At 45.6% G+C, this 24,212-nt stretch carries 15 protein-coding genes; 1 reads left to right on the top strand and 14 read right to left on the bottom strand.

The annotated features are described in order from the left end of the window. Window positions 1-26: 26 nt before the first annotated feature. The 4 genes from DW996_RS10160 to DW996_RS10175 form a co-directional block, all read right to left on the bottom strand. Window positions 27-1,505 carry a family 43 glycosylhydrolase gene (locus DW996_RS10160; protein WP_118535624.1) on the bottom strand — a complete coding sequence of 493 codons (1,479 nt, stop codon included), beginning with the start codon at window positions 1,503-1,505 and terminating at the stop codon, window positions 27-29. Window positions 1,506-1,729: 224 nt separating this feature from the next. Further along, entirely contained in the window at window positions 1,730-4,366 is a 2,637-nt protein-coding gene (gene ppdK, locus DW996_RS10165; RefSeq protein WP_118535626.1) for a pyruvate, phosphate dikinase, read from the bottom strand. Between the two features lie 210 nt (window positions 4,367-4,576). Then, on the bottom strand, window positions 4,577-7,345 hold the full coding sequence (locus DW996_RS10170; RefSeq protein WP_118535628.1) for an alpha-L-rhamnosidase: 2,769 nt from the start codon (window positions 7,343-7,345) through the stop codon (window positions 4,577-4,579). Between the two features lie 89 nt (window positions 7,346-7,434). Beyond that, window positions 7,435-8,946, bottom strand: coding sequence for an MFS transporter (locus DW996_RS10175; protein ID WP_118535630.1), 1,512 nt, complete (start codon window positions 8,944-8,946; stop codon window positions 7,435-7,437). Window positions 8,947-9,245: 299 nt separating this feature from the next. On the opposite strand from DW996_RS10175, the gene DW996_RS10180 reads away from it, so the two are divergent. Continuing rightward, complete coding sequence (locus tag DW996_RS10180; protein ID WP_158575318.1) at window positions 9,246-10,346, top strand: helix-turn-helix transcriptional regulator; 1,101 nt, start codon at window positions 9,246-9,248, stop codon at window positions 10,344-10,346. A gap of 55 nt (window positions 10,347-10,401) precedes the next feature. Here DW996_RS10180 and DW996_RS10185 read toward each other — a convergent pair whose 3' ends face one another. The 10 genes from DW996_RS10185 to ilvD form a co-directional block, all read right to left on the bottom strand. Then, entirely contained in the window at window positions 10,402-11,799 is a 1,398-nt protein-coding gene (locus DW996_RS10185; RefSeq protein WP_118282124.1) for a glycine--tRNA ligase, read from the bottom strand. Window positions 11,800-11,856: 57 nt separating this feature from the next. Continuing rightward, window positions 11,857-12,570, bottom strand: coding sequence for a hypothetical protein (locus tag DW996_RS10190; RefSeq protein ID WP_118282127.1), 714 nt, complete (start codon window positions 12,568-12,570; stop codon window positions 11,857-11,859). Between the two features lie 103 nt (window positions 12,571-12,673). Continuing rightward, window positions 12,674-13,402, bottom strand: coding sequence for a DNA repair protein RecO (recO, locus tag DW996_RS10195; protein ID WP_118282129.1), 729 nt, complete (start codon window positions 13,400-13,402; stop codon window positions 12,674-12,676). A 163-nt stretch (window positions 13,403-13,565) separates the two neighbouring features. Further along, window positions 13,566-14,477, bottom strand: coding sequence for a GTPase Era (gene era, locus DW996_RS10200; RefSeq protein ID WP_118282132.1), 912 nt, complete (start codon window positions 14,475-14,477; stop codon window positions 13,566-13,568). 16 nt (window positions 14,478-14,493) lie between these two features. Continuing rightward, on the bottom strand, window positions 14,494-17,397 hold the full coding sequence (locus DW996_RS10205; protein ID WP_118535634.1) for an insulinase family protein: 2,904 nt from the start codon (window positions 17,395-17,397) through the stop codon (window positions 14,494-14,496). A gap of 50 nt (window positions 17,398-17,447) precedes the next feature. Next, on the bottom strand, window positions 17,448-18,314 hold the full coding sequence (locus DW996_RS10210) for a mechanosensitive ion channel family protein (protein WP_199642641.1): 867 nt from the start codon (window positions 18,312-18,314) through the stop codon (window positions 17,448-17,450). 165 nt (window positions 18,315-18,479) lie between these two features. Continuing rightward, a complete protein-coding gene (locus DW996_RS10215) occupies window positions 18,480-19,643 on the bottom strand; it encodes a phosphoglycerate dehydrogenase (protein ID WP_118282137.1) in 1,164 nt (387 codons plus the stop codon). Window positions 19,644-19,664: 21 nt separating this feature from the next. Further along, window positions 19,665-20,747, bottom strand: coding sequence for a 3-phosphoserine/phosphohydroxythreonine transaminase (gene serC, locus DW996_RS10220; RefSeq protein ID WP_118282140.1), 1,083 nt, complete (start codon window positions 20,745-20,747; stop codon window positions 19,665-19,667). 2 nt (window positions 20,748-20,749) lie between these two features. Beyond that, entirely contained in the window at window positions 20,750-22,435 is a 1,686-nt protein-coding gene (gene ilvB / locus DW996_RS10225) for a biosynthetic-type acetolactate synthase large subunit (RefSeq protein WP_118282142.1), read from the bottom strand. A gap of 37 nt (window positions 22,436-22,472) precedes the next feature. Further along, a complete protein-coding gene (ilvD, locus tag DW996_RS10230; protein ID WP_118535636.1) occupies window positions 22,473-24,125 on the bottom strand; it encodes a dihydroxy-acid dehydratase in 1,653 nt (550 codons plus the stop codon). Window positions 24,126-24,212: the final 87 nt, after the last annotated feature.

A 24,212-nucleotide genomic window follows, 5' to 3' on the forward strand; every position in this document is an offset into this window, starting at 1 on the left:
GGCTCCTTAGTGATATGTATGAACATTTATTTTAGTTCAAAACTATAAAAATCTAGATATCCCTTACCCTTGTATTCAAAGTAAAGTGCACTATTCTTTTTTGGAACAGTTAAAGAGTCTTTTACACAGCAAAAATTCTTCTTGTCATTCACAACTATAGCGATCTTTCCTAGTATATTTTTCTTGTCAGCGTCATCGTATATGTAGAAATACCCATTAGCCTTTCCACGAATCTTTACAGAAATCGAATCCGGCTCATAGCTTTCAAAATCAAAATACCGAAATCCAGCAACAGCACCATCTTTCATATTCTGAATGTATTGGTTTGGATTGTCCTCGCGATCTAATCCGTCTTGCATAAAGGCTGGATGCTCTTTGTTTTGGACCAGTTTATGAGCAGACCAAGTCGGACCTTTCTTTGAATACAAATGACAGGCTATCCTTGCCTCATATTCACCAACTCCCATCAGAGGGCCGTCATTAAGACCGCAACTTGTAAGTTCGGCATATTCAAATTTTCCGTTTTTAAACTTTATCTCCTCTGCATACCCCTGTCTGGAAAACATATTTCTGGCAGTATGTCTATGTCCAAAAACATAATACCTGTCCTTTATCTTTTCTACACTACCATGATTATTTCCAATGTAATTCTTGGCTTCGTATCCCAATGGCTTAGCATAACTTTTTGTAGATGTAAAGCCAAGAGGACCCACATCACCATTAGAAGTTAACACACCACCATAAGTAAAATCTCCATCTGGTCTGTCAGATACAGCCCAACACAACTCGTGACTCTGCACGGATGAATAAATAAAATAGTATTTATCGTCAAATTTTCTAATGGAATTTGCCTCAAAAAACTCATGGTTCTCAAAGCCCGTGCCTGCAGAATCCATTATATTTGGTAATAATCTAACCGGTTCTTGTTTCATCGTAAGCATATCGGTCTCAAGTTCCACAAAATAAGAACTATCTCTGAAATGTCGCTTATACTCACTCTTGGCCATTTTTTCCATCATAGGTCCCTGACCTGCGTAAAGATATACTCTGCCATTGTCTACAAGAATACCCGGATCAAACGGCATAAAATCCTGCGGTCTTCTCCCCCAGTATTCACCATTTTTATCCTGCACACAACCTAAAAAATGATATTCTCCAGCCGGGCTATCACACACAGCCACACCAATTTTGTTGTCGTTTTCAAGACCATAGTAGAGATAATATTTTCCATCTACTCCTCTTGCCACATCCGGAGCATACATCACCTTATCTCCATTTGCATTGTCAATATCCTGCGTCTTTTTATATATAACTCCTTCATATCTCCAATCAGCCAAATTATCAACTGGAGTTGACCATGCCACATAGTCATTTTCACAAAATCTTTTGCCATTAAACTTGTCATGAGAACCATAAATATATAATCTGTCCCCAAAGACATGTGGTTCTCCATCCGGCACATATTCATAACTTGGTAAATATGGATTAAATGCTTGTTGTTTCATGTTTGTTCTCCTTCTTGTATCACTGTCTTGAAATTTCACTGTAGTGATTTCTTACATCTGCTGATGGTCTCCTGTAATACCTGCATATTACTCTCCTTCGTCATAGTCCTAGTATATCCTAATTTGCATATCGTATCAATCATTTCTGTATAAAAAAACAGCCCTGCATTGAGTGCAGGGCTGACTCTCAAAATCCTTATTTGAATTTGAATTTGAATTTTAAATTACTTATTAGCGATTGCTGCCTGTGCTGCTGCCAAACGTGCAATAGGTACACGGAATGGTGAGCAAGATACATAGTCAAGACCGATCTTGTGGCAGAACTCAACGGAAGAAGGATCTCCACCATGCTCTCCACAGATACCAACATGAAGTGCCGGGTTGACTGGCTTACCAAGTTTGATAGCAGTCTCCATCAACTTACCAACACCTGTCTGGTCTAACTTAGCAAATGGATCGTTCTCAAAGATCTTCTTGTCATAGTAAGCATCTAAGAACTTACCGGCATCATCACGAGAGAATCCAAATGTCATCTGTGTCAGATCGTTTGTACCAAAGCAGAAGAAGTCTGCTTCCTTAGCGATCTCGTCAGCAGTAAGTGCTGCTCTTGGGATCTCAATCATAGTACCAACTTCGTATTCTAATGTGACGCCTGCTGCTGCAATTTCAGCGTCTGCTGTCTCAACAACGACTTTCTTAACATACTTCAATTCTTCCACTTCACATACAAGTGGGATCATGATCTCAGGCTTAATGTTCCAGTCAGCATGCTCTTTCTGAACTTCGATTGCTGCACGGATAACAGCCTTTGTCTGCATCTTGGCGATTTCAGGATAAGTAACAGCAAGACGGCATCCTCTGTGACCCATCATTGGGTTGAACTCATGGAGTCCATCGATGATTGTCTTGATCTGCTCTACAGTCTTGCCCTGAGCATCTGCTAACTTCTTGATGTCTGCTTCTTCTGTAGGAACGAACTCATGAAGAGGTGGATCCAAGAAACGAATGGTAACCGGGCATCCTTCCAGGGCTTCGTAAAGAGCCTTGAAATCTCCCTGCTGATATGGAAGGATCTTCTCAAGTGCTGCTTCTCTTTCTTCTACAGTATCAGAACAGATCATCTCACGGAATGCTGCAATTCTGTCTTCTTCAAAGAACATATGCTCTGTACGGCAGAGTCCGATGCCTTCTGCTCCAAGTTCGCGTGCCTTCTTAGCATCTGCAGGAGTATCTGCATTTGTACGAACCTTTAACTTTCTATACTTGTCAGCCCAAGCCATTACACGACCGAACTCACCAGCGATGGTTGCATCAACTGTCTTGATCTCGCCATCGTAGATATTTCCTGTTGTACCATCGATAGAGATGTAATCTCCTTCGTGGAATTCCTTGCCTGCAAGTGTGAACTTCTTGTTCTCCTCGTCCATAGCGATATCGCCACAACCGGATACACAGCAGGTTCCCATACCACGGGCTACTACTGCTGCATGTGATGTCATACCACCACGAACAGTCAGGATACCCTGAGAAGCCTTCATACCTGTGATATCCTCTGGAGAAGTCTCAAGACGAACAAGTACGACCTTCTCGCCACGCTCGTTCCAAGCCTCAGCATCTTCTGCTGTAAAGACGATCTTACCACAAGCTGCTCCAGGAGATGCTCCTAAGCCCTTTCCAAGTGGTGTTGCAGCCTTAAGTGCTGCTGCATCAAACTGTGGATGAAGAAGTGTATCAAGGTTACGAGGATCGATCATTGCTACTGCTTCTTCTTCTGTCTTATGTCCTTCATCAACAAGATCACATGCGATCTTAAGAGCAGCTGGAGCTGTTCTCTTACCATTACGGCACTGCAGCATGTATAATTTCTTGTTTTCTACGGTAAATTCCATATCCTGCATGTCATGGTAGTGATTCTCAAGAGTCTCACATACCTGAATGAACTCTGCATATGCTTCTGGGAATTCCTGCTCCATCTGAGCGATCGGCATTGGTGTACGAACACCGGCAACTACGTCCTCGCCCTGAGCATTGATCAGGAACTCACCCATCAACTTCTTCTCACCTGTAGCAGGATCACGGGTAAATGCAACACCTGTACCGGACTCATCATTTAAGTTACCGAATACCATTGGCATTACGTTAACTGCTGTTCCCCAAGAATAAGGGATGTCGTTGTCACGACGATATACGTTTGCACGTGGGTTGTCCCAAGAACGGAATACAGCCTCGATTGCTAACTTCAACTGCTCTACAGGATCGGAAGGGAAGTCCTGTCCTAACTGGTTCTTGTACTCAGCCTTGAACTGCTCTGCTAATTCCTTGAGGTCAGCAGCGGTAAGTTCAACGTCATACTGAACGCCTCTTTCTTCCTTCATCTTGTCGATCAACTGCTCGAAATACTTCTTACCAACTTCCATAACAACGTCTGAGAACATCTGGATGAAACGTCTGTAAGAGTCATATACGAAACGCTCGAACTTCGGATCAGGGTTACCAGCGATCATTGCTGCTACTACCTCATCATTCAGTCCTAAGTTAAGAATTGTATCCATCATACCAGGCATAGATGCTCTAGCACCGGAACGAACGGAAACAAGAAGAGGGTTCTTCAGATCGCCGAATTTCTTTCCGTTGATCTCCTCCATTTTCTTAACGCCTTCCATAGCCTGTGCCATGATCTCGTCGTTGATCTTGCGTCCGTCCTCATAATACTGAGTACAAGCCTCCGTTGTGATTGTGAATCCCTGTGGTACCGGAAGACCGATATCAGTCATCTCTGCAAGGTTAGCACCTTTACCACCAAGAAGATTACGCATGGTCATGTCGCCTTCACTAAACATGTAGACCCATTTGTTTGCCATTTTCAATTTCCTCCTAAAAAATACTTTGTGTCCTTCAACTCATTCGTATCTGAATGCATATGGAACACACCACTCCATGTGCTAAGCCGCACATAATTGATTTTAGCATAATTTCCAATTTATTCAATATCAAATCCGTTTTATTCTGACAAATTTATCCAAGTATTTTTATCGGCATCTTTTCTTTCTTATCACTTTTCCATAAAAACTTTAAACAGACTGGTTCAATTGTCCTATGATCTGCTCAAACATATCCTTTTTACCCGCATCATAGGCAAGCATCTCGTTTGGCGACTGATTCAGGATAAAGGATGCCATAGGTCCATCCAACATACCCGGAAGGGCTGCATCCAGAATGGCTTTCGCTGCCGGATCTTTGACCATATCCCGGAATTTTGTGTTCATGTTGTATCTTCCCGCGATAAGCACCGTATTTGTATCATATACATAATGATATTGGCCGGAGCCAAGCACCAGTGCATCTTCCCTTTCCGGCAGATAAAGTGTAGCGGTCGTATTTACCGGCACCTTTACATCAACCTGAATCTGTCCATCCTTGCAGATTGTATAGACACAGATACTGCCATACATGGTCTCCAGTGAGGCTTGCACTTCTTCCAATCCTTTGGTCAGATAAGGTCTAATATCAAAAGACGCATAGCCTGCTGAGGTCGGCGTAATCCCGGCGACTTTCCGATAAAGCCAATCTCCTATGGAACCATACGTATAATGATTCAAAGAATTCATGCCCGATGTATCAAAAGTTCCATCCGGCAAAATAGAATTCCAGCGTTCCCAGATCGTCGTTGCCCCCATCTTCACTGCATAGAGCCAGCCCGGGTAATCCTCATTTAAAAGAAGTTCCGCCGCCAGATCATGAAGTCCATTTTCAGAAAGAGCATGGCACAGATATGCCGTTCCGACAAAGCCTGTCGTCAACTTGTTTTTATGCTGTTTGAGGTTTTTCTCCAGCGTCTGTATAATGCGCTCCTTTTTTGCTCCCGCGACCAAATCAAAATAAAGGAGCAGGGCACAGGCTGTCTGTGTCTCTGAAACCAAGCGTCCGGTTGCTGTTACATACTCTCTTAAGATGGCATCCGCGATAGCCTGATAGCGTCCATCGTATATCTTTGCATCCTCCTCTTTTCCAAGTATATGTGCCGTATCGCACACAATCTTGGTCGAATATGCATAAAAGACATTTGCCACCAGATTCTTATCCGTACCTCCCGACATCAGATGCAGGCTTTCATCACTGTCCAGGGCCAGCCAGTCACCTCTTTGGAAACCATGCATCCATAGGACTTCACCCCGACACTGTCCAAAGATCCAATCCACCCAGAGGCGCATATTCTCATATTGATCGGCAAGCACACCGGTATCCCCATAGGTCATATAAAGATTCCATGGGATTACGGTAGCACAGTCACTCCAGATGGAGGTTCCCATACTGCCCTTTACCACATTGGGTACGATCTGCGGAATGCCTGTTTTTGCATCCGATTCCAATGCCACATCACGCAGCCATTTTTTGAAAAAAAGTCCCGCATTAAAATTCTGCATGGCGGTCTTGCTGAAGATCATGGCATCCCCGGTCCAGCCCAGTCGTTCATCCCTTTGCGGGCAATCGGTCGGAATATCAAAAAAGTTGCTTCTCTGCCCCCATTCGATATTTTGGATCAGGCGGTTGACCAGACGGTTTGATGTTGTCATCGTCCCCGCTTTGTGCATATCACTATGCATGGCGCAGGCCGTAAAATACTTGGGATCCACACTGCTATCTACACCCTCAACGCAAATATAACGGAAACCGTGATAGGTAAAATGTGGCATGACTTTTTTCCCGACATCTCCCTCACCATATCGGTAAAGGTCCTCTGATCTTGCTGTCCGATAATTTTCATTGTAAAAATTGCCATCTTTGTCCAGGGCTTCGCCGTGTGTGATACGGATTTCTTTCTTCTCACCGGTAAGCAGAGAAAGCGGCGGTAATTCTACTTCCACCAACCCTGCCATATTCTGACCGAAATCAAACACCAACTCACCCTTTGGCGTAAGAATCTTCTGAACCACCGGGAAACGTTTGGTAATACGGATAGGCTCTGCCTCTTGCGAAAGCAAACGTTTCGGAATCGCATCTTTTTCCAAAAGCACTGCCTGACTGTCACCGGCATAATTTTCGGATAACGGCAAGGTCAGATCCAGTGTCTCACCCATATAGATTTCCGACGACCGGATCGCATTTTCTGATACCAGCCATGAGGCATCGGTTCCCATGACGTCCACCGAACCATCTTCGTATGTGATACGGATCATGGCGATACAGGCTGTCTTTTTTCCATAGAGATGATGCTCCCCTTCGCCGTTTAAGTAGCCTGCATACCAGCCATTGCCGACAACCAAAGACACTAGGGATTTCTCCTGTAACTCATCCGTCACATCGTAAGTCTGATATTGGACGCGGTTGCCATAAGACGTCCAGCCGGGAGCCAGATATGCATCCCCCATTTTTTTGCCGTCAATTTCCAGATCATAGACACCAAGTGCAGATGCATAGATTCTTGCCTGACGCAGTTTTTTCCCGTTCTGCAGACAGACCTCTTTGGAGAAAGTCTTAACGGACGGCAATTCCTCTTTCGTAGTGATCCATACACCTTCCCAATTGTCCTCTGCCATCAGTCCAGTCTCAAAAAAAGTAGTCGTTTCTGCAACGTTTCCATGGTTGTCCCAGACACAGATATTGACATCATAATGGCTAAAGGCCTCCAAGGCACTGCCTTCATAAGTCACAAACAGGGACTGTCCGTTTTCCACCCTACCGCTTGACCAGACCTCTTCTTCTGCTTTTGTCACCTTGATCTCATAGGCTTTCTGATAGGTGTTTTGCTCTTGACTTTCCAGTTTCCAGGAAAAACGTGGGCAGACATCTATGCCAATCGGTTCCTTCTGATATTCCACTGTCACATCATACACTCTCATATTTTTCTTCCTCATCTCTCTTTTTGAAAAAGAGACTTCGAAATCAAATCTCGAAGTCTCTATAATGAAGGGTTTTGTAAATTGCTAAATTATGCTTCTTTCTTCGCTTCCTGTTCTGCTTTCATGGCTACAATGTTCTTCTGTACTTCAACCATTCTTTCTTTGTCAAGATCATAGTACTTCATAGAAATAACATTAAAGATCCAGCCAATGACAGGCAGTCCAAATGCTAAGAACATGGTCATCCAGAATACTGCAGGTGTTGCCTTATCTCCCATCTGTGGCATCACGGTCTTATATCCGATCAGAGATACCATAAGAGCAGCAATGGTTGATGCCAGTGAAGAAATAATCTTATCGAGGAAGGAATACACACCGCCTACGGTACCCGGCATAAAATTGCCGGAACGCTCAAACTCATAATCACAAACATCAGCTCTCATAACACCACTTGCTGTAGAAAGGATCATCTTAAAACCGGTCAATCCAACATTAAGAACCAGATAAATGATCATTGGAACACCGAACTTACCAATGCTTGACATACCGGTTGGTCCTAAGATGGTACAGAATACAACCATCACAACAGACAAGCCGATACATGCCCATGACCAGACAGATGTTGCTTTCTTAGCTCCGAATTTTGCAACATACATACCGCCAATTGTCGCAAAGGCAATACCAATGATCGCCGTGATATTACCAAGCATAGTTGCTGCCTGATAGTTCGCGATCAGCACACCACTTAAGAGTGTCATAACGATAGACTGTCCGGCTGTGGTCTGTGCCAGTTTATCAGAAGCACCAGTAATGATCCACATCTGCATATTTCTGTTATCCTTGAGCAGATTCCACATATCCTTAAATCCGATCTTCTTTTCCTTACCATCATCACCAAAAGTCACACTGTTTAACACTTCCGGTTTGTCACATGGTGTCAGACCGATGCATGTCAGTAAGATAAATACAAGGGCTGCAAATACATACCACACACATGCTTCACGCAGACAGGCTACATTATACTGATTGTCATATTTTGGTAAAACTGCGAATGAAATAATGGTGTTAAATACCATTGGTACACAGTATGAATAAATGGTTCCGATCAGGTTCATGAAAGGACGCTGGGTTGGATCGTTGGTGATCAGGTTTCCGACAGCACCGGAAGACATATTCATCATGGTATAACCAATGATATATACCACATAGATACCGATGAACCAAGCCACACCGGCTGCGCCTGTGTACTTGCCACTCATCCAGTCATACATCATGAAGCATGCCAGTGCCATGACACACCAAGCTGCGATCAGGAAGAGTCGAATCTTTCCATGCTTTCCAGCCTTGATGCGGTCAAAAACAAATGCCACCAAAGGATCTGTGATACCATCAAAAATACGTGTTCCTGTAATAATGATTCCGGCAACCGCAACTGCGATACCATAACCGGCATTGGCTATGTAGGATGCGTACATCATCAAAAGATAAAAACACATACCTCCACCATTGGTTGCGACACCAAGTACCATAGATAATTTACTGGCGGTGCGGTATTCTACACCGTCTCTCACGCTTGCCGCGCTTAACTTTTTATTCCCCATTGTTCTCCTCCTTTGAGTTGTCTTTTTTCTGTATCTTTTTCACAATTTGACACATCTTCTGGCATTATCATATGACCTTTTTGCACATACTTTAATACTAAAATTTGCTTTTTTATTCTATTTTTAGTAAAGTATGGTTACGATAGAAAAAAGGAGATGAGAAGGCAATGGATATTTACGCATTATTCTCGGTCATTCCCCAACTGCATCTTATTACTTTCGACGCAGACCGGCGAATGATACGATCAAACGATAACATAGGTCCTATTTTTAGTGCTTTTTTAAGTACTGAGGAATATATGGAAATGATTTTTTCCCACGGGAAGAACCATGACACGCCTTTTGTTCTGGCAGCCTACATCGGCTTTGTCTGGGAAGCCATCTATGAAAAAAAAGATGGGAAACTGATGCGCGTACATGTGCTCGGTCCCATTTTTTACAGTCCTTATTCCGACAAAGCCATGGAACACTGCCTGCGCCAATATGAATCTTTGGGTATGTCTTTTTCCAGCAAACACAAACTTATTGCCCAGATGAAAGAACTCCCGGTTATGAAATACAGCCAGTTTGCCCACTATGGGATGATGCTGCATTATCTGGTCAATGGCCAGCGCATAACCATGAATGATTTTGACCATATGCAGGATACCTCCTTTCTCGACACAGACTCTCTGCCCATAGCGACTGCGGTTGCAGAAGACCGGGATGTGGTCTACGAAAATATTTATCATTTTGAAAACCTGCTGTTGAGCGAGGTTGCACAGGGTCAAGACAGCCTATATGCTGCGGAATTAAATGACATGGTAAAAAAAGGAAGTCTGGCATCCGTACCAACCGAATATGCCAATGTCGTGGAACCCTCCCGCAGCCGCAAGGACTCACTGCTCATCCTGAACGCTTTAGAATGCCATAAAGCCATAGAAGCCGGTGTACTGATCTCCACTGCCTACCGCACACAGGAAGCATTCATTGAGGAAATTGAAAACACGCACTCGCCACTTGGCATGAACCAGTTACACCAAGACATTCACCAGACCTACTGCGCACTGGTGCAAGATGCGATGGACGAGAAAAAGCAATACAGCCCTGTGATAAGAAAATGCATGACATATCTGAAAAACAACATCACAAGCGGTATAACGACTGCACAGTTGGCAGATCAGACCGGCTATGAGCCCTACTATCTGAACCGCCTTTTCAAGACAGAAGTCGGCATTTCTCCAAAGCAGTATTACCGCGATCTCAAGATACACTATGCCGCCAGAATGCTGCTGGAATCCGAAATATCCATCGCCGACGCCGCCGAGTATCTTCACTATTCTTCTTACACACATTTTTGTAGTGATTTTAAGGCTGTAATGAACTGCACACCAACGGACTATCGAAAATCTCATAAATAGATCAAAAAAGGTCTCTCCCTCTTGGGAAAGACCTTTTGCTGTATTATGGTTCAAATTACCATTCAAATTTCTTTGCGAAGTATGCATCCAGATCCTCGATCTTGATACGCTCCTGCTCCATGGTGTCACGGTCACGAACCGTAACGGCTCCATCTTCCTCAGAATCGAAATCGTAAGTAACACAGAATGGTGTTCCGATCTCGTCCTGACGACGATAACGCTTACCGATGTTTCCTCTGTCATCAAATTCACAGTTGTACTTCTTGGACAACTGGGCATATACGCTCTCAGCGCCCTCATTTAACTTCTTGGAAAGCGGAAGCACACCGATCTTGACCGGTGCGATTGCCGGATGGAAATGCAGTACGGTACGCATATCCGGCTTCTCCTCTGTTCCGATATTCTCCTCATCATAGGCAGCGCAAAGGAATGCCAAAAGCACACGGTCTGCACCAAGAGAAGGCTCGATAACATAAGGGATATAACGCTCGCCCTTGCTATCATCAAAGTAGGTCAGATCCTGACCGGATGTATTCTGATGCTGGGTCAGATCATAATCGGTACGATCTGCGATACCCCAGAGTTCACCCCATCCAAATGGGAATAAGAACTCGATATCGGTCGTTCCTTTGGAGTAGAAAGCAAGTTCTGCAGGATCATGATCACGCAGACGTAATTCTTCTTCTTTCATGCCAAGAGAAAGTAACCAGTCGCGGCAGAAGCCTCTCCAATACTGGAACCATTCCAGATCGGTTCCCGGCTCGCAGAAGAACTCCAGTTCCATCTGCTCAAACTCTCTGGTACGGAAGATAAAGTTACCCGGTGTGATCTCGTTACGGAAAGACTTACCGATCTGACCGATACCAAACGGTAACTTCTTTCTGGAAGTACGCTGCACATTCTTAAAGTTGACAAAGATACCCTGTGCTGTCTCCGGTCGGAGATATACGGTATTCTTTGCATCTTCGGTAACACCCATGAAAGACTTGAACATAAGGTTGAACTGACGGATGTCGGTAAAATCATGCTTACCGCAGGTAGGACATGGAACACTGTGTTCCTTGATAAATCCCATCATTTCCTCAGCCGTCCATCCATCTACGGATGTCTCTAAGGTAATATCATTTTCCTGCGCAAAATCTTCGATGATCTTGTCTGCGCGGAAACGCTCATGACACTCTCTACAATCCATCAAAGGATCGGAAAATCCGCCCAAGTGACCGGAAGCCACCCATGTCTGTGGATTCATGATGATCGCACTGTCAATACCTACATTGTACGGGCTTTCCTGTACGAACTTCTGCCACCATGCTTTTTTGATATTGTTCTTCAGTTCCACACCAAGATTTCCATAATCCCAACTGTTCGCAAGACCTCCATAGATCTCAGAACCCGGATATACAAATCCTCTTGCTTTACATAAAGCAACAATCTTGTCCATTGTCTTTTCCATAATCTGATCCTCTCATTTCTTGTTCTATTGTGTACAGGCAATCTCCTGTATAACACTCTACTTATAAATAATATAGGTCAACTGTGTTGCATCTTCATTGCCATCCGGCTGTTCGATTGAGACGGTACTCTTATCCACCATGGTCGTGCAGGCATCGGAAACATAAAGGATGGTGCCGTCTACCGTGACATTGATATTCTCTTTGATGATGGCCACCTTTAACTTCTTTTGGGAAGTAATGTCTAAAGTATCAACCGATGTCCCCTTTTCTCCGTCCGTAACACTGACAAAAGCATCTGAGAAATCAAAGCCCTGCTTGACTGCCGACTTGATCGTACCGGTATAAAGTCCATAGCCGGTAAACTTGCTGTAATCCTCTGCAGATGCATAGGTAGTCTTGGCATGAGCAAGGTCACTGTAAAACTTTATTTTGTCTAATTTGACGCTGTCTTTGCCATTGGTATCGTTGTATTCTTTGATCTCTTCCTTCATGTAAGTCTTTAACTCACTTCGGGAGTAATCCTCCGCAAAGTCTGTCAATTCTTCACAGATCACCTTGCCGTCATCTGAGATCGTAAGAGTACTTTGATCCGGTATCTTATCAAACCATCCGCTAAACTTGACAACCGCAACGATCGCAGCGATCACAAGGATAATGACGGCGATCAGGATCGCGATCCTGTGCTGGACGATCTTTTGGTTTCTCGCCTTTATCTTATTTTCTCTCGCATTTTGTGCTGCCTTGGCAGAATGCTTTTTCTTATTTTCCATGTATCAATGGTCCTCCTATTTGAAGCACTTAACAATCTGCACTATTATACTATGACACAATTATTTTTTCAACCGCCTTGTGCCACAGGAACGTCCCTGTGGCTCAGATAAAGTCCTCGCTCTTAAACTTATGTCCCACATAATGATTCCGATAGGATTGCAGTAAATTCAGAAACTCTGCCTCCACCGCCGGTGTCAGACGGAAGGTGTATAATTTTTCCACAGAAGTGGAAATGATATACTGCATGGCATAAAGGGTCGATCCGTCTATCGGATTGCCACCGGTCTTGCCCTGGCAGGACGCACAGACACAGCCCCGCAGCCGCATGGAAAAGAAGTCCAGATGCTCTTTGCTGCCACAGGATAAGCACTCAAAGACATTAGGATATTCCCCATTGATCGTCCAGGTCTTTAACTCGTAGATGCCCCGGATCAGCGCAAAAGAAAACTTACGGCTCTCAAGCGCCCGAAGTGTCTGGTACAAAAGCCGTAAGCGTTCTACTTCATCTGCATTTTCCTGTGCATAGTATTCCGCCATCTCCAGAAAATAGTAACCATAGCAGACCATATCAAAATCTTCTGCCAGTTCCCGGAAATAATTCTTGATGTCCGCACGCACCGCGGTATATGTACTCTTGCCCTGGTAGACCTCAAACTGACCAAAGGCAAAAGGATTGGCTGCCGCCAAAAGTTGGTTACCGGAACGACGTGCCCCTTTAGCAAAAGCTGTGATCTTGCCGCGCTCCCTGGTAAGTATCGTTATTCTCTTGTCGTACTCTCCCACAGGAATCGCCGAAAGAACCATCCCTGTCAGAACAATATTGAATCCCATGGGACTCTTCCTCCGCCATTTTACAATAAGCAAGGTAGTCACTTACCTTGCCGCTTGCCATAAATCTCTCCCACCATTCATCCATAGACGCACACCTCTTTTTCGCTTCTCTATTCTTTAGATTCTCCAGCAAAAAAGAAGATATACCAGATAAAAAATGGAATTAGATCTCGTCCTTACGATAACCAAAATTTTTGATCAGATAATCACTGTCGCGCCAGTCTTTCTTGACCTTGACCCAGAGTTTGAGATTGACCTTGGCATCCAGCATTTTTTCACACTCGTATCTGGCATTGCTTCCGATCTTTTTTAACATGGCCCCACCTTTGCCGATGATGATGCCCTTGTGTGAGTCTTTTTCACATATGATGGTTGCGTCAATATCATACATGCCATGCTTGCCCGAACGCCATTTCATCTGATCGATGGAAACCGCGATACCGTGTGGCACCTCCTCGGAAAGTGCATGGAGCGCCTTCTCACGGATGATCTCAGCTACGATCTGACGCTGAGGCTGGTCTGTTACCACGTCCTCATCATAATATGCCGGTCCGTAAGGCAGATACTTAAAGATCTGGTCTAAAAGGACATTGCAATTCTTTCCGCGTAAGGCAGAAAGCGGCACGATCTCAGCAAAATCATATAGTTTGCGATAAGCCTCGATCACGCCAAAGACCGCATCATGGTCTACCGTGTCAATCTTGTTGATCACAAGGATAACCGGGGTTTTGGTCTTTTGCAACTGCTCTACGATATGTCTGTCGCCGCCACCGATATAATCAGACGGCTCCACCAGCCAGAGAATCACATCCACATCCTGCATCGTGTGTTCTGCCACACTGACCATATATTCGCCAAGTTTATTGGATGCCTGATGGATGCCCGGCGTATCTAAGAATACAATCTGCCCCAGTTCCGGATCCGTATAAACCGTCTGGATGCGGTTGCGGGTCGTCTGCGGCTTGTTGGAAGTGATCGCAATCTTCTGTCCGATCAAATGGTTCATAAGGGTAGACTTTCCAACATTTGGTCGTCCGATAATGGTGACAAAACCTGATTTAAAATTATCTTGCATGTAATGCTCCTTACTCTTATTCGTATAAATTGTATAACTCGTCAAACATATCTGCGGCTGCCGTCAGCGTATCCTCATTTCCGACAACACAGAAATAATCCTGATCCATGGTTGCCTGTACCAGCGGTGCCAGCGCACGGATATCCTCTACTGTGGCATTCAAGACCTGGTCACGGTTGCGCTGCAAGTCTGCAAAAGTCACATCCCTTAGATAGCAGGACAGGGCTCTCGTGCCGCGCTGTGCCGGTGTCAGCGGCGTATCCATCTCACTGATCGTACCAATGATATATTTAGTCATATCTCGTTCATCCACATCAAAATCCCGGACATAGTCTGCCGTGTGCGCAAAGATCTCATTGGTCTTTTCCAGATTTGGATCACGATAAGATACAAAATAGGTATCCCCATTCATTCCAAAGGCACTGCGGCAGCCATAGGCGCCGCCCTTGACACGGACATTGATCCAGAAATAGTCATAGGAAAGGGCAACGCGCAGAATATTGAGTGCGCCGTTAAACTCATAGCCATCCTTGGTAAAATTACCGGCACGGCATACATACTGCACCTGAGAGGCATCCTTGAATCCCTCTTTTTTGCGAGTCAGTCTGATCTCCTGTGCCGCTTCCTTTTTACCGCCTGCAAAGAGATGCTCTGCAATGCCCGGCAGATAGGTCTCTACCTGGGTAAGTGCCTGATCGTCTCCGGTAGAACTTACCAAAAGATGATCCCTGGTAAAGACTTTCTTTACCAGTTCCTGACACTTGCTGCGGATCTCGTCTTTCTTTTCCTCGTAATGTTCGTCCAGATCCTTGACAAACTGATAATAGGCAATACCACTGATGGAATCCGTGATGAGTGCCGGCACGGAGAAGCATGACATAGCGCGTCCCGCCGCAAGTACATTGCCCGCACTGCTCATACGCATTTCCAGACGGGAACGCTGGGCAGCCACCAGTTCGCGGATACGGTTCTCATCCGAAAAGTCGGAATGTAAAATGATCTCCTCGATAAGTTTGATGGCATTTTCTACCTCGCCATATAAGAACTTGGCACGCACTTCACACATAAAGTGGGTCTTACCCTCCGCCGGATCATAGACATTCAAGGATGCCCCAATGCCACCGGTGTAGATATTGACTGCATTGGCAAGGTCTGCATAAGAATAATTCTCGGTATCCACAAGTCCGAGCATACGGCTCAAAAGAGACAGATACTTCCAATCCTCCTGCCCAATACCTGTCACATCAAAGACCAGATTCAGATAATGGATGCCATTGCTAAAGACTTTGTGATGCAGGACTTTGATACCGTCAACTTCTTTTTCGATCAGGTCGAGCGGACGTGCTTCCCTTTTCAGATCACTTCTCTTTAACATCGGCAGACACTCGAGAGCCTCCTTGGAGGACGGTTCCTGCTGATGTTCTTTTAAGCTCTTGGTCTGCTTGACCAAAGCATCCAGTGCCTCATCTGAAAGGCTTGCCTTATATTCTGCCAGTTCCTTTTTTAACTCTTCTTCTGCCTCTGTGGTCAGCCCCTTCTTTGGCTCAACCATAAGAACAGATGCATGGGTATTGGCAAGCAGATAGGTTTCGATCAATTTCTCAAAATAACCGGTATCCACCTTTTTGCGAAGTCCGTCTAAGACATCGATACCATGCATATGGACAAACGGCTGATCCTCGTCATACAGCCAACTATCCATGCACTGCAAGCCAAAGATCAGTCCCTTAGGAAAACTGCCAAAGTCTGCCTCGCGGAACTGGAACTGTGACGCATTGATACCTGCGAGGAGTGCCTTTTTATCAATACCATCGACTACCTGATGCAATAAAACTTCCTGAATGGCATCGACAAAAGCCTGCTTATCTTCCGGGTTGGCACCGCGCGCCATAACAGAAAACATAGGCTGCAGCATACCGGTATCAAAAGAACCGATGATATCTTTTCCGATCCCCTTTTCCAAAAGTGCTGTACGCACCGGCGCACCCGGAGAACTGAAAAGCGCATACTCCAAAACGTCAAATGCCTGGTATAATTCCTGGTCCAGCGCATCACTGATAACAAAGGTGTATGCCAGATAGGTTGCGTCTCTTTCATCCTCTGCTGAAGAAATCGGATAAGTCTTATCTACCGCGCGTGGGCGGGTAAAAGGTTCCTGCTTCTTGATCTCAGAATCCACTTCGATCTTGTCGTACTTCGACAGATATTCACGATCCAGATAATCCAGCCGCTCATCCATATCCATATTTCCATACAGATAGATATAAGAATTGCATGGATGGTAATATTTCTTATGAAATCCCAGAAAATCTTCGTAGGTCAGTTCCGGTATGACCTTTGGATCTCCACCCGACTCCACACTGTAGGTATTATCCGGGAACAAAGAATTTAAGATCTCGCGATTAACCACATCATCCGGGGAAGAAAAAGCCCCCTTCATTTCATTATAAACAACACCATTGATGGTCAGGTCGTCCTCTCGGCTTTCCAGTTCATAATGCCAGCCCTCCTGCATAAAGATCTCCGGGTCATGGTAGATGTTTGGATGAAAAACAGCATCCATATAAACATCCATCAGGTTTTTAAAATCCTGATCGTTGCAACTTGCCACCGGATAAACGGTCTTATCCGGGTAAGTCATGGCGTTCAAAAAGGTGTTCATGGAACCTTTGACAAGTTCTACAAAAGGATCCTTGAGCGGATATTTGTCAGAACCGCAAAGCACGGTATGTTCAATGATATGCGCTACACCGGTAGAGTCCTTTGGCGGTGTGCGAAAAGCAATGTAGAACACCTTATTGTCATCATCATTCTCAATCAAACTGATATGTGCCCCACTTTTCTTGTGGCGCAGCACATAGCCCTTGGAATTTAAGTCCCCCAGATTTTCTTCTTTGATCAACTCATACGCATTATGCATATTTGTCTTCCTCCCATACTCTTTTTCTATCTTGTGTGGAAATTCCACCTCTATTGCTTGATATTGACATCGACCTGCTGGAATGGAATGGAGATTTTCTCCGCGTCAAAGCGGATCTTGATGTCTTCCAACAACTGCCAGCGCACCGGCCAGTATTGATCGGTCGGCACCCAGAATCGAAGTCCCAGATCCACGGAACTTGCCCCCAATTCCTTGACAAAGACATTGACATCCTCCGGCAGGCGTCTATTTTCTGCCTCCACCAGTTCCATTAAGATATCCTTTGCCTTTTTGATGTCGGCATCATAACCAATCGGCACGACCAGATCCATCTGCCTGCGGTCGCTCTTGGTCGCATTGGTTAGACTCGTATTGGCAAGTGTACCGTTTGGAATAACAATGATCTTATTATCAATTGTGCGCAATTTTGTATAAAATACACTGATCTCAATGACCGTCCCCTCATTCTTATGTGTATCTTCAATGATATAATCTCCCACGCGGAAAGGATGCAAAACGAGAATCAAAAGACCACCCGCAAAGTTCGACAAACTTCCCTGTAAAGCAAGACCTGCCGTCACACCCAAAGATGCCACTGCGGCTGCAAGCGAGGATGCTGTAAGTCCAAACAAGCCCAAAATAATCACGATAATTACGATCCACAGGAAATATTTGAGCACCTGATCTGCGAACTGGCAAACCCCCTCTTCTGCATCCCGGCGATGCAAAGACTTTTGGAACATACGTCGCACCAGATTGATGATCTTACCACCAATGTAAGCGATAAGCAGTGCCAGCACCACACTCCAGAAAAAGCCCAGTACCGATGGAAGCACCGATTGCAGCCAACTTTTCATTACGCCTTCGTCCAAATTTTTAATCAGATTATCAGATAATACCTGTGACATTAAAATCATTTTGTATCCCCTTCTTTTGGTTAAAAATCATAAATTCTCATCTGTGTATTTTGAAAATACTTCCTCTGCCATGTTACAACAGTCTCGCTAAAACCACAAGGGAGAGCAACAAAAAAATGCTGCTCTCCTGCTTTCTTTTTCTATACCTATGTAGGATCAGAACCTTTATTTTACAACGCGCACACGAATCATATCCTCGATCGCATCCAGTTTCTCGACAACTTCCGGTGTCACCGGCGCATCAATATCAAGAAGTGCGTACGCAAAGTCTCCTCTGGTCTTGTTTGTCATATCAGAAACATTGATATTGGCATCGCCAAGAATGGTCGTGTACTGTGCGATCACGCCCTGACGATTATAGTGCAAAAGTGCGATACGTCCTGCCGTCTGGCAAATGCCCATCTGGCAATCCGGGTAATTGACGGAATGCGTGATATTACCGTTTTCCATGTAATCGGAAATCTCCTGCACTGCCATGATAGCACAATTATCCTCTGCCTCGGCGGTAGATGCCCCCAGATGTGGGATGACGATCACGCCATCCTGACCTGCTGTCGTCGGATTTGGGAAATCGGATACATACTTGCGGATCTTTCCTGCTGCAATACCGTCTAAAACTGCCTGCTCATCCACCAGCAGATCTCTTGCAAAGTTTAAGATGATGACATCCTTTTTCATCATCTGGATAGCAGACTTATTGATCATCTGTCTGGTCGAATCCAGAAGCGGCACATGGATGGTGATAAAATCACATTCCTTGTAGATGTCTTCCACAACATCGATATGCTTTACGGAACGGCTCAGATTCCAAGCCGCCTGCACAGAGATATATGGATCGTATCCATAGACATCCATGCCAAGATGGGTTGCCGCATTGGCAACCTTGACACCGATGGCGCCCAGACCGATCACACCCAGTTTCTTGCCTGCAAGTTCCGTACCTGCATATGCCTTTTTCTGCTTTTCTGCCATCTTTGCGATATCAGTCTCGCCACTCTGGGATTTGACCCATTCAATACCGCCGACAATATCGCGGGATGCCAAAAGCATACCGGCGAAAACAAGTTCCTTGACACCATTGGCATTTGCACCGGGTGTGTTAAATACGACGATACCTTCCTTGGCGCAGCGCTCCAGCGGAATGTTGTTGACACCAGCCCCCGCTCTTGCGATTGCCTGCAAATTGCTGCCAAACTCCATATCGTGCATGGCTGCACTTCTGACTAAGATAGCATCGGCAGTCTCCGCTGCCTCCACCTTTTTATAATCTGTTGAAAACTGATCCAATCCCACCTCGGCGATCGGATTCAGGCAATGATATGAAAACATAGGTCATCTCTCCTTTACGATTTATGCATTTTCTTCTTCAAACTTCTTCATGAAAGCAACCAGCGCCTCTACGCCCTCTTTTGGCATAGCATTGTAGATAGAGGCACGCATACCGCCAACCGTGCGGTGACCTTTCAGATTTTCAAAACCTGCTGCCTTTGCCTCGGCTACGAACTTGGCATCCAGATCTGCATCTCCGGTTACAAAAGGTACGTTCATCAGAGATCTGTCCTCCTTGCGGACGGTTCCCTTGAAGAGTTTGCTCTGGTCTAAGAAATCATAAAGGATCTTTGCCTTTTCTTCATTGCGTTCCTTCATGACAGAAAGACCGCCCATCTTCTTTAACCACTTGAATACCTTGCCACAGATGTAAATACCGTAGCATGGCGGTGTGTTGTATAAAGAATCTGCATCTGCCTGTGTCTTGTACTTGAGCATGGTAGGTGTTCCCGGAAGCACATCATCGCGGATCAGATCTTCACGGATGATCACAATGACCACGCCTGCCGGTCCGATGTTCTTTTGCACGCCACCATAGATCACGCCATACTTGCTCACGTCTACCGGCTCTGATAAGAAGCAGGAAGAAACATCAGCCACCAGGGTATGTCCCTTGGTATTTGGCAAAGTCTTATACTTTGTTCCGTAAATGGTGTTATTCTCACAGATGTACACATAATCCAGATCTTCAGGAATATCCAGATCCGAGCAATCCGGGATATAGGAGAATGTCTTGTCTGCCGATGATGCCAACTCCACTGCCTCGCCGTAGATCTTTGCTTCTGCAAAAGCCTTCTTTGCCCACTGTCCTGTCACAATGTAGCCTGCTTTGCGGTTTTTCATCAAATTCATCGGGATGGCTGCAAACTGCTGAGAAGCACCGCCCTGCAAGAACAGCACCTTATAATTGTCAGGAATCTGCATCAGATCACGCAGATCTGCCTCTGCCTCTTTGATGATATCGTCAAAGACCTTCGAGCGGTGCGACATTTCCATCACGGACATTCCACATCCTCTGTAATCCATCATCTCGTCTGCTGCTTCTTTCAGTACTTCTTCCGGAAGTACCGCAGGTCCTGCTGAAAAATTGTACACTCTGCTCATTTTTACATTCCTTTCTTTTCTATATCTTTGTCATCAAAACAATCACTGATCGGTGCACCCGGTGCGACCATTGGCCATACCTTGTCATCGCAGTTGATCACACAATCGATCACTACCGGTGTCTTCATATCCAGTGCTTTTGCAAAGACCTCTGTAAATTCCTCCTTGCTGGTCGCACGGAAACCGGTAGCCCCCATAGCTTCCGCCATTTTCACATAATCCACACCATCATTTAAGACGGTGGACGAATATCTCTTGTCATAGAATAAAGTCTGCCACTGGCGTACCATACCAAGTACATGGTTGTTGATGATGACCTCGATCAGCGGTAAGTTCTCACGCACCGCAGTCGCGACTTCATTCATATTCATACGAAAGCATCCGTCGCCTGCTACGTTGACGACCTGTTTATCCGGGTTTCCGATCTGTGCGCCGATGGCTGCACCAAGACCATAGCCCATGGTTCCCAGTCCGCCCGAAGTCAAAAGTCTGTGCGGCTTTGCATATTTATAATACTGTGCTGTCCACATCTGATGCTGTCCTACCTCGGTCACCATGATGGCATCGCCCTTTGTCTGACGATAGATCTCCTCAACCACAAATGGACCGGACAGTCCATCCGTGCAATAACTTGCCGGATACTTTTCTTTCAGATCCATCACATGCGCCATCCAGTCGCTGTGATCCTGCTTCTTTAACATTGGATTGATCCGTTTTAAGATCTCCTTGATATCCCCGATCACCTCTGCAGTCGCGATGACATTTTTGTTGATCTCTGCCGGATCTACATCAAACTGTAATAACTTGGCATTGCTTGCAAAAGTCTTTGGATTGCCAAGGACGCGGTCACTAAAACGCGATCCGACAGCGATCAAAAGATCACATTCGCTGACGCCCAGATTGGATGCCTTGGTACCATGCATGCCAAGCATACCGGTATAGGCAGGCTTGGTTCCGTCAAAAGCACCCTTACCCATCAGGGTATCACAGACCGGCGCATCTACAAGCGATACAAAGTCTGCTAATTCTTCTGCGGCATCGCTGATCACGGCTCCACCACCGACAAATATGTATGGTTTTTTTGCTGCCTCGATCAGGGCTACTGCTCTTTCTAAGGCTTCCTCTGTCAGATCCTTTGTCACACGCCCGACCGGTTCTGCCTCTTTAAAAGTATATTCACACTTGGCACCGGTCACATCCTTTGGAATATCCACAAGGACCGGTCCCGGTCTGCCTGTCTTTGCGATCATAAAAGCACGCCGCATGGTGTCGGCAAGTTTTGTCACATCTTTTACGATAAAGTTATGCTTTGTGATCGGCATGGTAATACCGGCAATATCCACTTCCTGAAAACTATCCTTTCCCAGAAGCGGTACGGTAACATTACAGGTAATGGCAACCATAGGCACTGAATCCATCTGTGCCGTTGCAATACCGGTGACAAGGTTCGTTGCCCCCGGTCCGCTCGTTGCCAGACAGACGCCCACCTTACCTGTACTTCTTGCATAGCCATCCGCTGCATGACTCGCTCCCTGCTCATGGGATGTCAGCACATGATGGATCTCATCACTGTGCTTATATAATTCATCATAAACATTTAAGATCGCACCGCCCGGATACCCGAAAACGGTGTCTACCTTTTGCTCCTTCAAGCACTCAATAACGATCTGTGCTCCTGTCAGTTCCATGATTCTTCCCCTTTTCTTTCGACTTATTCCGGCTGTTTTAGATAGCGCCCATGTTACCTGAGGTAACCTGTGCTGCATAACGTCTCAGATAGCCCTCTTTGATCTTTGGCTCTCTTGGCTGCCAAGCCGCTTTTCTCTTGGCAAGTTCTTCGTCAGAGACTTCCATATGGATCGTCATGTTTGGAATATCAATGGAAATAATATCGCCTTCTTCCACCAATGCGATCGGTCCGCCTACGGCTGCTTCCGGTGAAATATGTCCGATGGATGCACCTCTGGATGCACCGGAGAAACGTCCGTCTGTGATCAGGGCAACGGTAGAACCAAGTCCCATACCGGCGATCGCAGATGTCGGATTTAACATCTCACGCATACCAGGCCCCCCCTTTGGTCCTTCGTAACGGATGACTACCACATCGCCGTCAACGATCTTGCCGCCCTTGATGGCTGCAATAGCATCTTCTTCGCAGTCGAAGACTCTTGCCGGGCCGGAATGTACCAGCATTTCATCCACAACGGCAGAACGCTTTACAACACCGCCATCCGGTGCGATATTTCCCTTTAATACAGCAAGTCCGCCGGTCTTGGAATATGGATTGTCAACCGGACGGATGACTTCCGGATTTTTATTTACAGCATCTTTGATATTTTCTCCCACCGTCTTACCAGTCACGGTCATGCAGTCTGTGTTGAGAAGTCCGATATCTGCCAGTTCTTTCATAACAGCATAAACACCGCCCGCCTCGTTGAGATCTTCCATATAGGTAGGACCTGCCGGTGCCAGATGACAGAGGTTCGGGGTCTTTTCGCTGATCGGATTTGCATAGGAAATATCAAAGTCAAATCCAACTTCGTGTGCGATTGCCGGCAGATGCAGCATAGAGTTGGTAGAACAGCCAAGTGCCATATCCACCGTCAATGCGTTGATGATGGCTTCCTTTGTCATGATGTCTCTCGGACGGATGTCCTTGCGGTATATATCCATGACAGCCATACCTGCATGCTTGGCAAGTTTGATTCTCTCAGAATAAACAGCAGGGATCGTACCATTGCCACCAAGTCCCATACCAAGAGCCTCAGTCAGACAGTTCATAGAGTTAGCGGTATACATACCGGAGCAGGAACCGCAGGTCGGGCAGACCTTTTCTTCATATTCTTTGACATCATCCTCTGTCATAGTGCCTGCTTCATAAGCACCGACGGCTTCAAACATGGATGACAAAGAACGCTTCTGGCCCTTAACATGTCCTGCTAACATCGGACCACCGGAAACAAATACGGTCGGTACATTGACGCGGGCTGCTGCCATCAAAAGTCCCGGTACGTTTTTATCACAGTTTGGCACCATAACCAGGGCATCAAACTGATGGGCTAAAGCCATACACTCGGTAGAGTCGGCGATCAGATCTCTGGTCACCAGAGAATACTTCATGCCGGAATGCCCCATGGCAATACCATCACAGACTGCAATGGCTGGGAATACCACCGGCACACCGCCTGCTTCTGCCACGCCAAGTTTTACGGCGTTGACGATCTTATCCAGATTCATATGTCCCGGTACGATCTCGTTGTAGGAACTAACGATACCTACCATAGGTTTTTTCATTTCTTCTTCGGTGAAGCCTAAGGCATTGAATAGGCTTCGATGCGGTGCCTGCTGCATACCACTTTTCACATTGTCACTTCTCATCTTTTTATTTCTCCTTTACTTCTGTCTGACGCCGTATATCTTAGGTGCGATTGTTTGCTTTCTGACACGTTCTCACTCTGTAAAAAA

The sequence above is a fragment of the Roseburia sp. AM51-8 genome (genome assembly GCF_003478275.1).
Taxonomy (GTDB): Bacteria; Bacillota; Clostridia; order Lachnospirales; family Lachnospiraceae; genus Pararoseburia; species Pararoseburia lenta.

Bases quoted from the DNA above. Each gene is read 5' to 3' on its own strand.
- DW996_RS10170 (WP_118535628.1), bottom strand. From the start codon at position 7,345: ATGAGAGTGTATGATGTGACAGTGGAATATCAGAAGGAACCGATTGGC.
- ppdK (WP_118535626.1), bottom strand. From the start codon at position 4,366: ATGGCAAACAAATGGGTCTACATGTTTAGTGAAGGCGACATGACCATG.
- DW996_RS10160 (WP_118535624.1), bottom strand. From the start codon at position 1,505: ATGAAACAACAAGCATTTAATCCATATTTACCAAGTTATGAATATGTG.
- DW996_RS10190 (WP_118282127.1), bottom strand. From the start codon at position 12,570: ATGGAAAATAAGAAAAAGCATTCTGCCAAGGCAGCACAAAATGCGAGA.
- DW996_RS10180 (WP_158575318.1), top strand. From the start codon at position 9,246: ATGGAAATGATTTTTTCCCACGGGAAGAACCATGACACGCCTTTTGTT.
- ilvD (WP_118535636.1), bottom strand. From the start codon at position 24,125: ATGAGAAGTGACAATGTGAAAAGTGGTATGCAGCAGGCACCGCATCGA.
- recO (WP_118282129.1), bottom strand. From the start codon at position 13,402: ATGGGATTCAATATTGTTCTGACAGGGATGGTTCTTTCGGCGATTCCT.
- DW996_RS10175 (WP_118535630.1), bottom strand. From the start codon at position 8,946: ATGGGGAATAAAAAGTTAAGCGCGGCAAGCGTGAGAGACGGTGTAGAA.
- DW996_RS10185 (WP_118282124.1), bottom strand. From the start codon at position 11,799: ATGGAAAAGACAATGGACAAGATTGTTGCTTTATGTAAAGCAAGAGGA.
- ilvB (WP_118282142.1), bottom strand. From the start codon at position 22,435: ATGGAACTGACAGGAGCACAGATCGTTATTGAGTGCTTGAAGGAGCAA.
- serC (WP_118282140.1), bottom strand. From the start codon at position 20,747: ATGAGCAGAGTGTACAATTTTTCAGCAGGACCTGCGGTACTTCCGGAA.
- era (WP_118282132.1), bottom strand. From the start codon at position 14,477: ATGCAAGATAATTTTAAATCAGGTTTTGTCACCATTATCGGACGACCA.
- DW996_RS10215 (WP_118282137.1), bottom strand. From the start codon at position 19,643: ATGTTTTCATATCATTGCCTGAATCCGATCGCCGAGGTGGGATTGGAT.
- DW996_RS10210 (WP_199642641.1), bottom strand. From the start codon at position 18,314: ATGATTTTAATGTCACAGGTATTATCTGATAATCTGATTAAAAATTTG.
- DW996_RS10205 (WP_118535634.1), bottom strand. From the start codon at position 17,397: ATGCATAATGCGTATGAGTTGATCAAAGAAGAAAATCTGGGGGACTTA.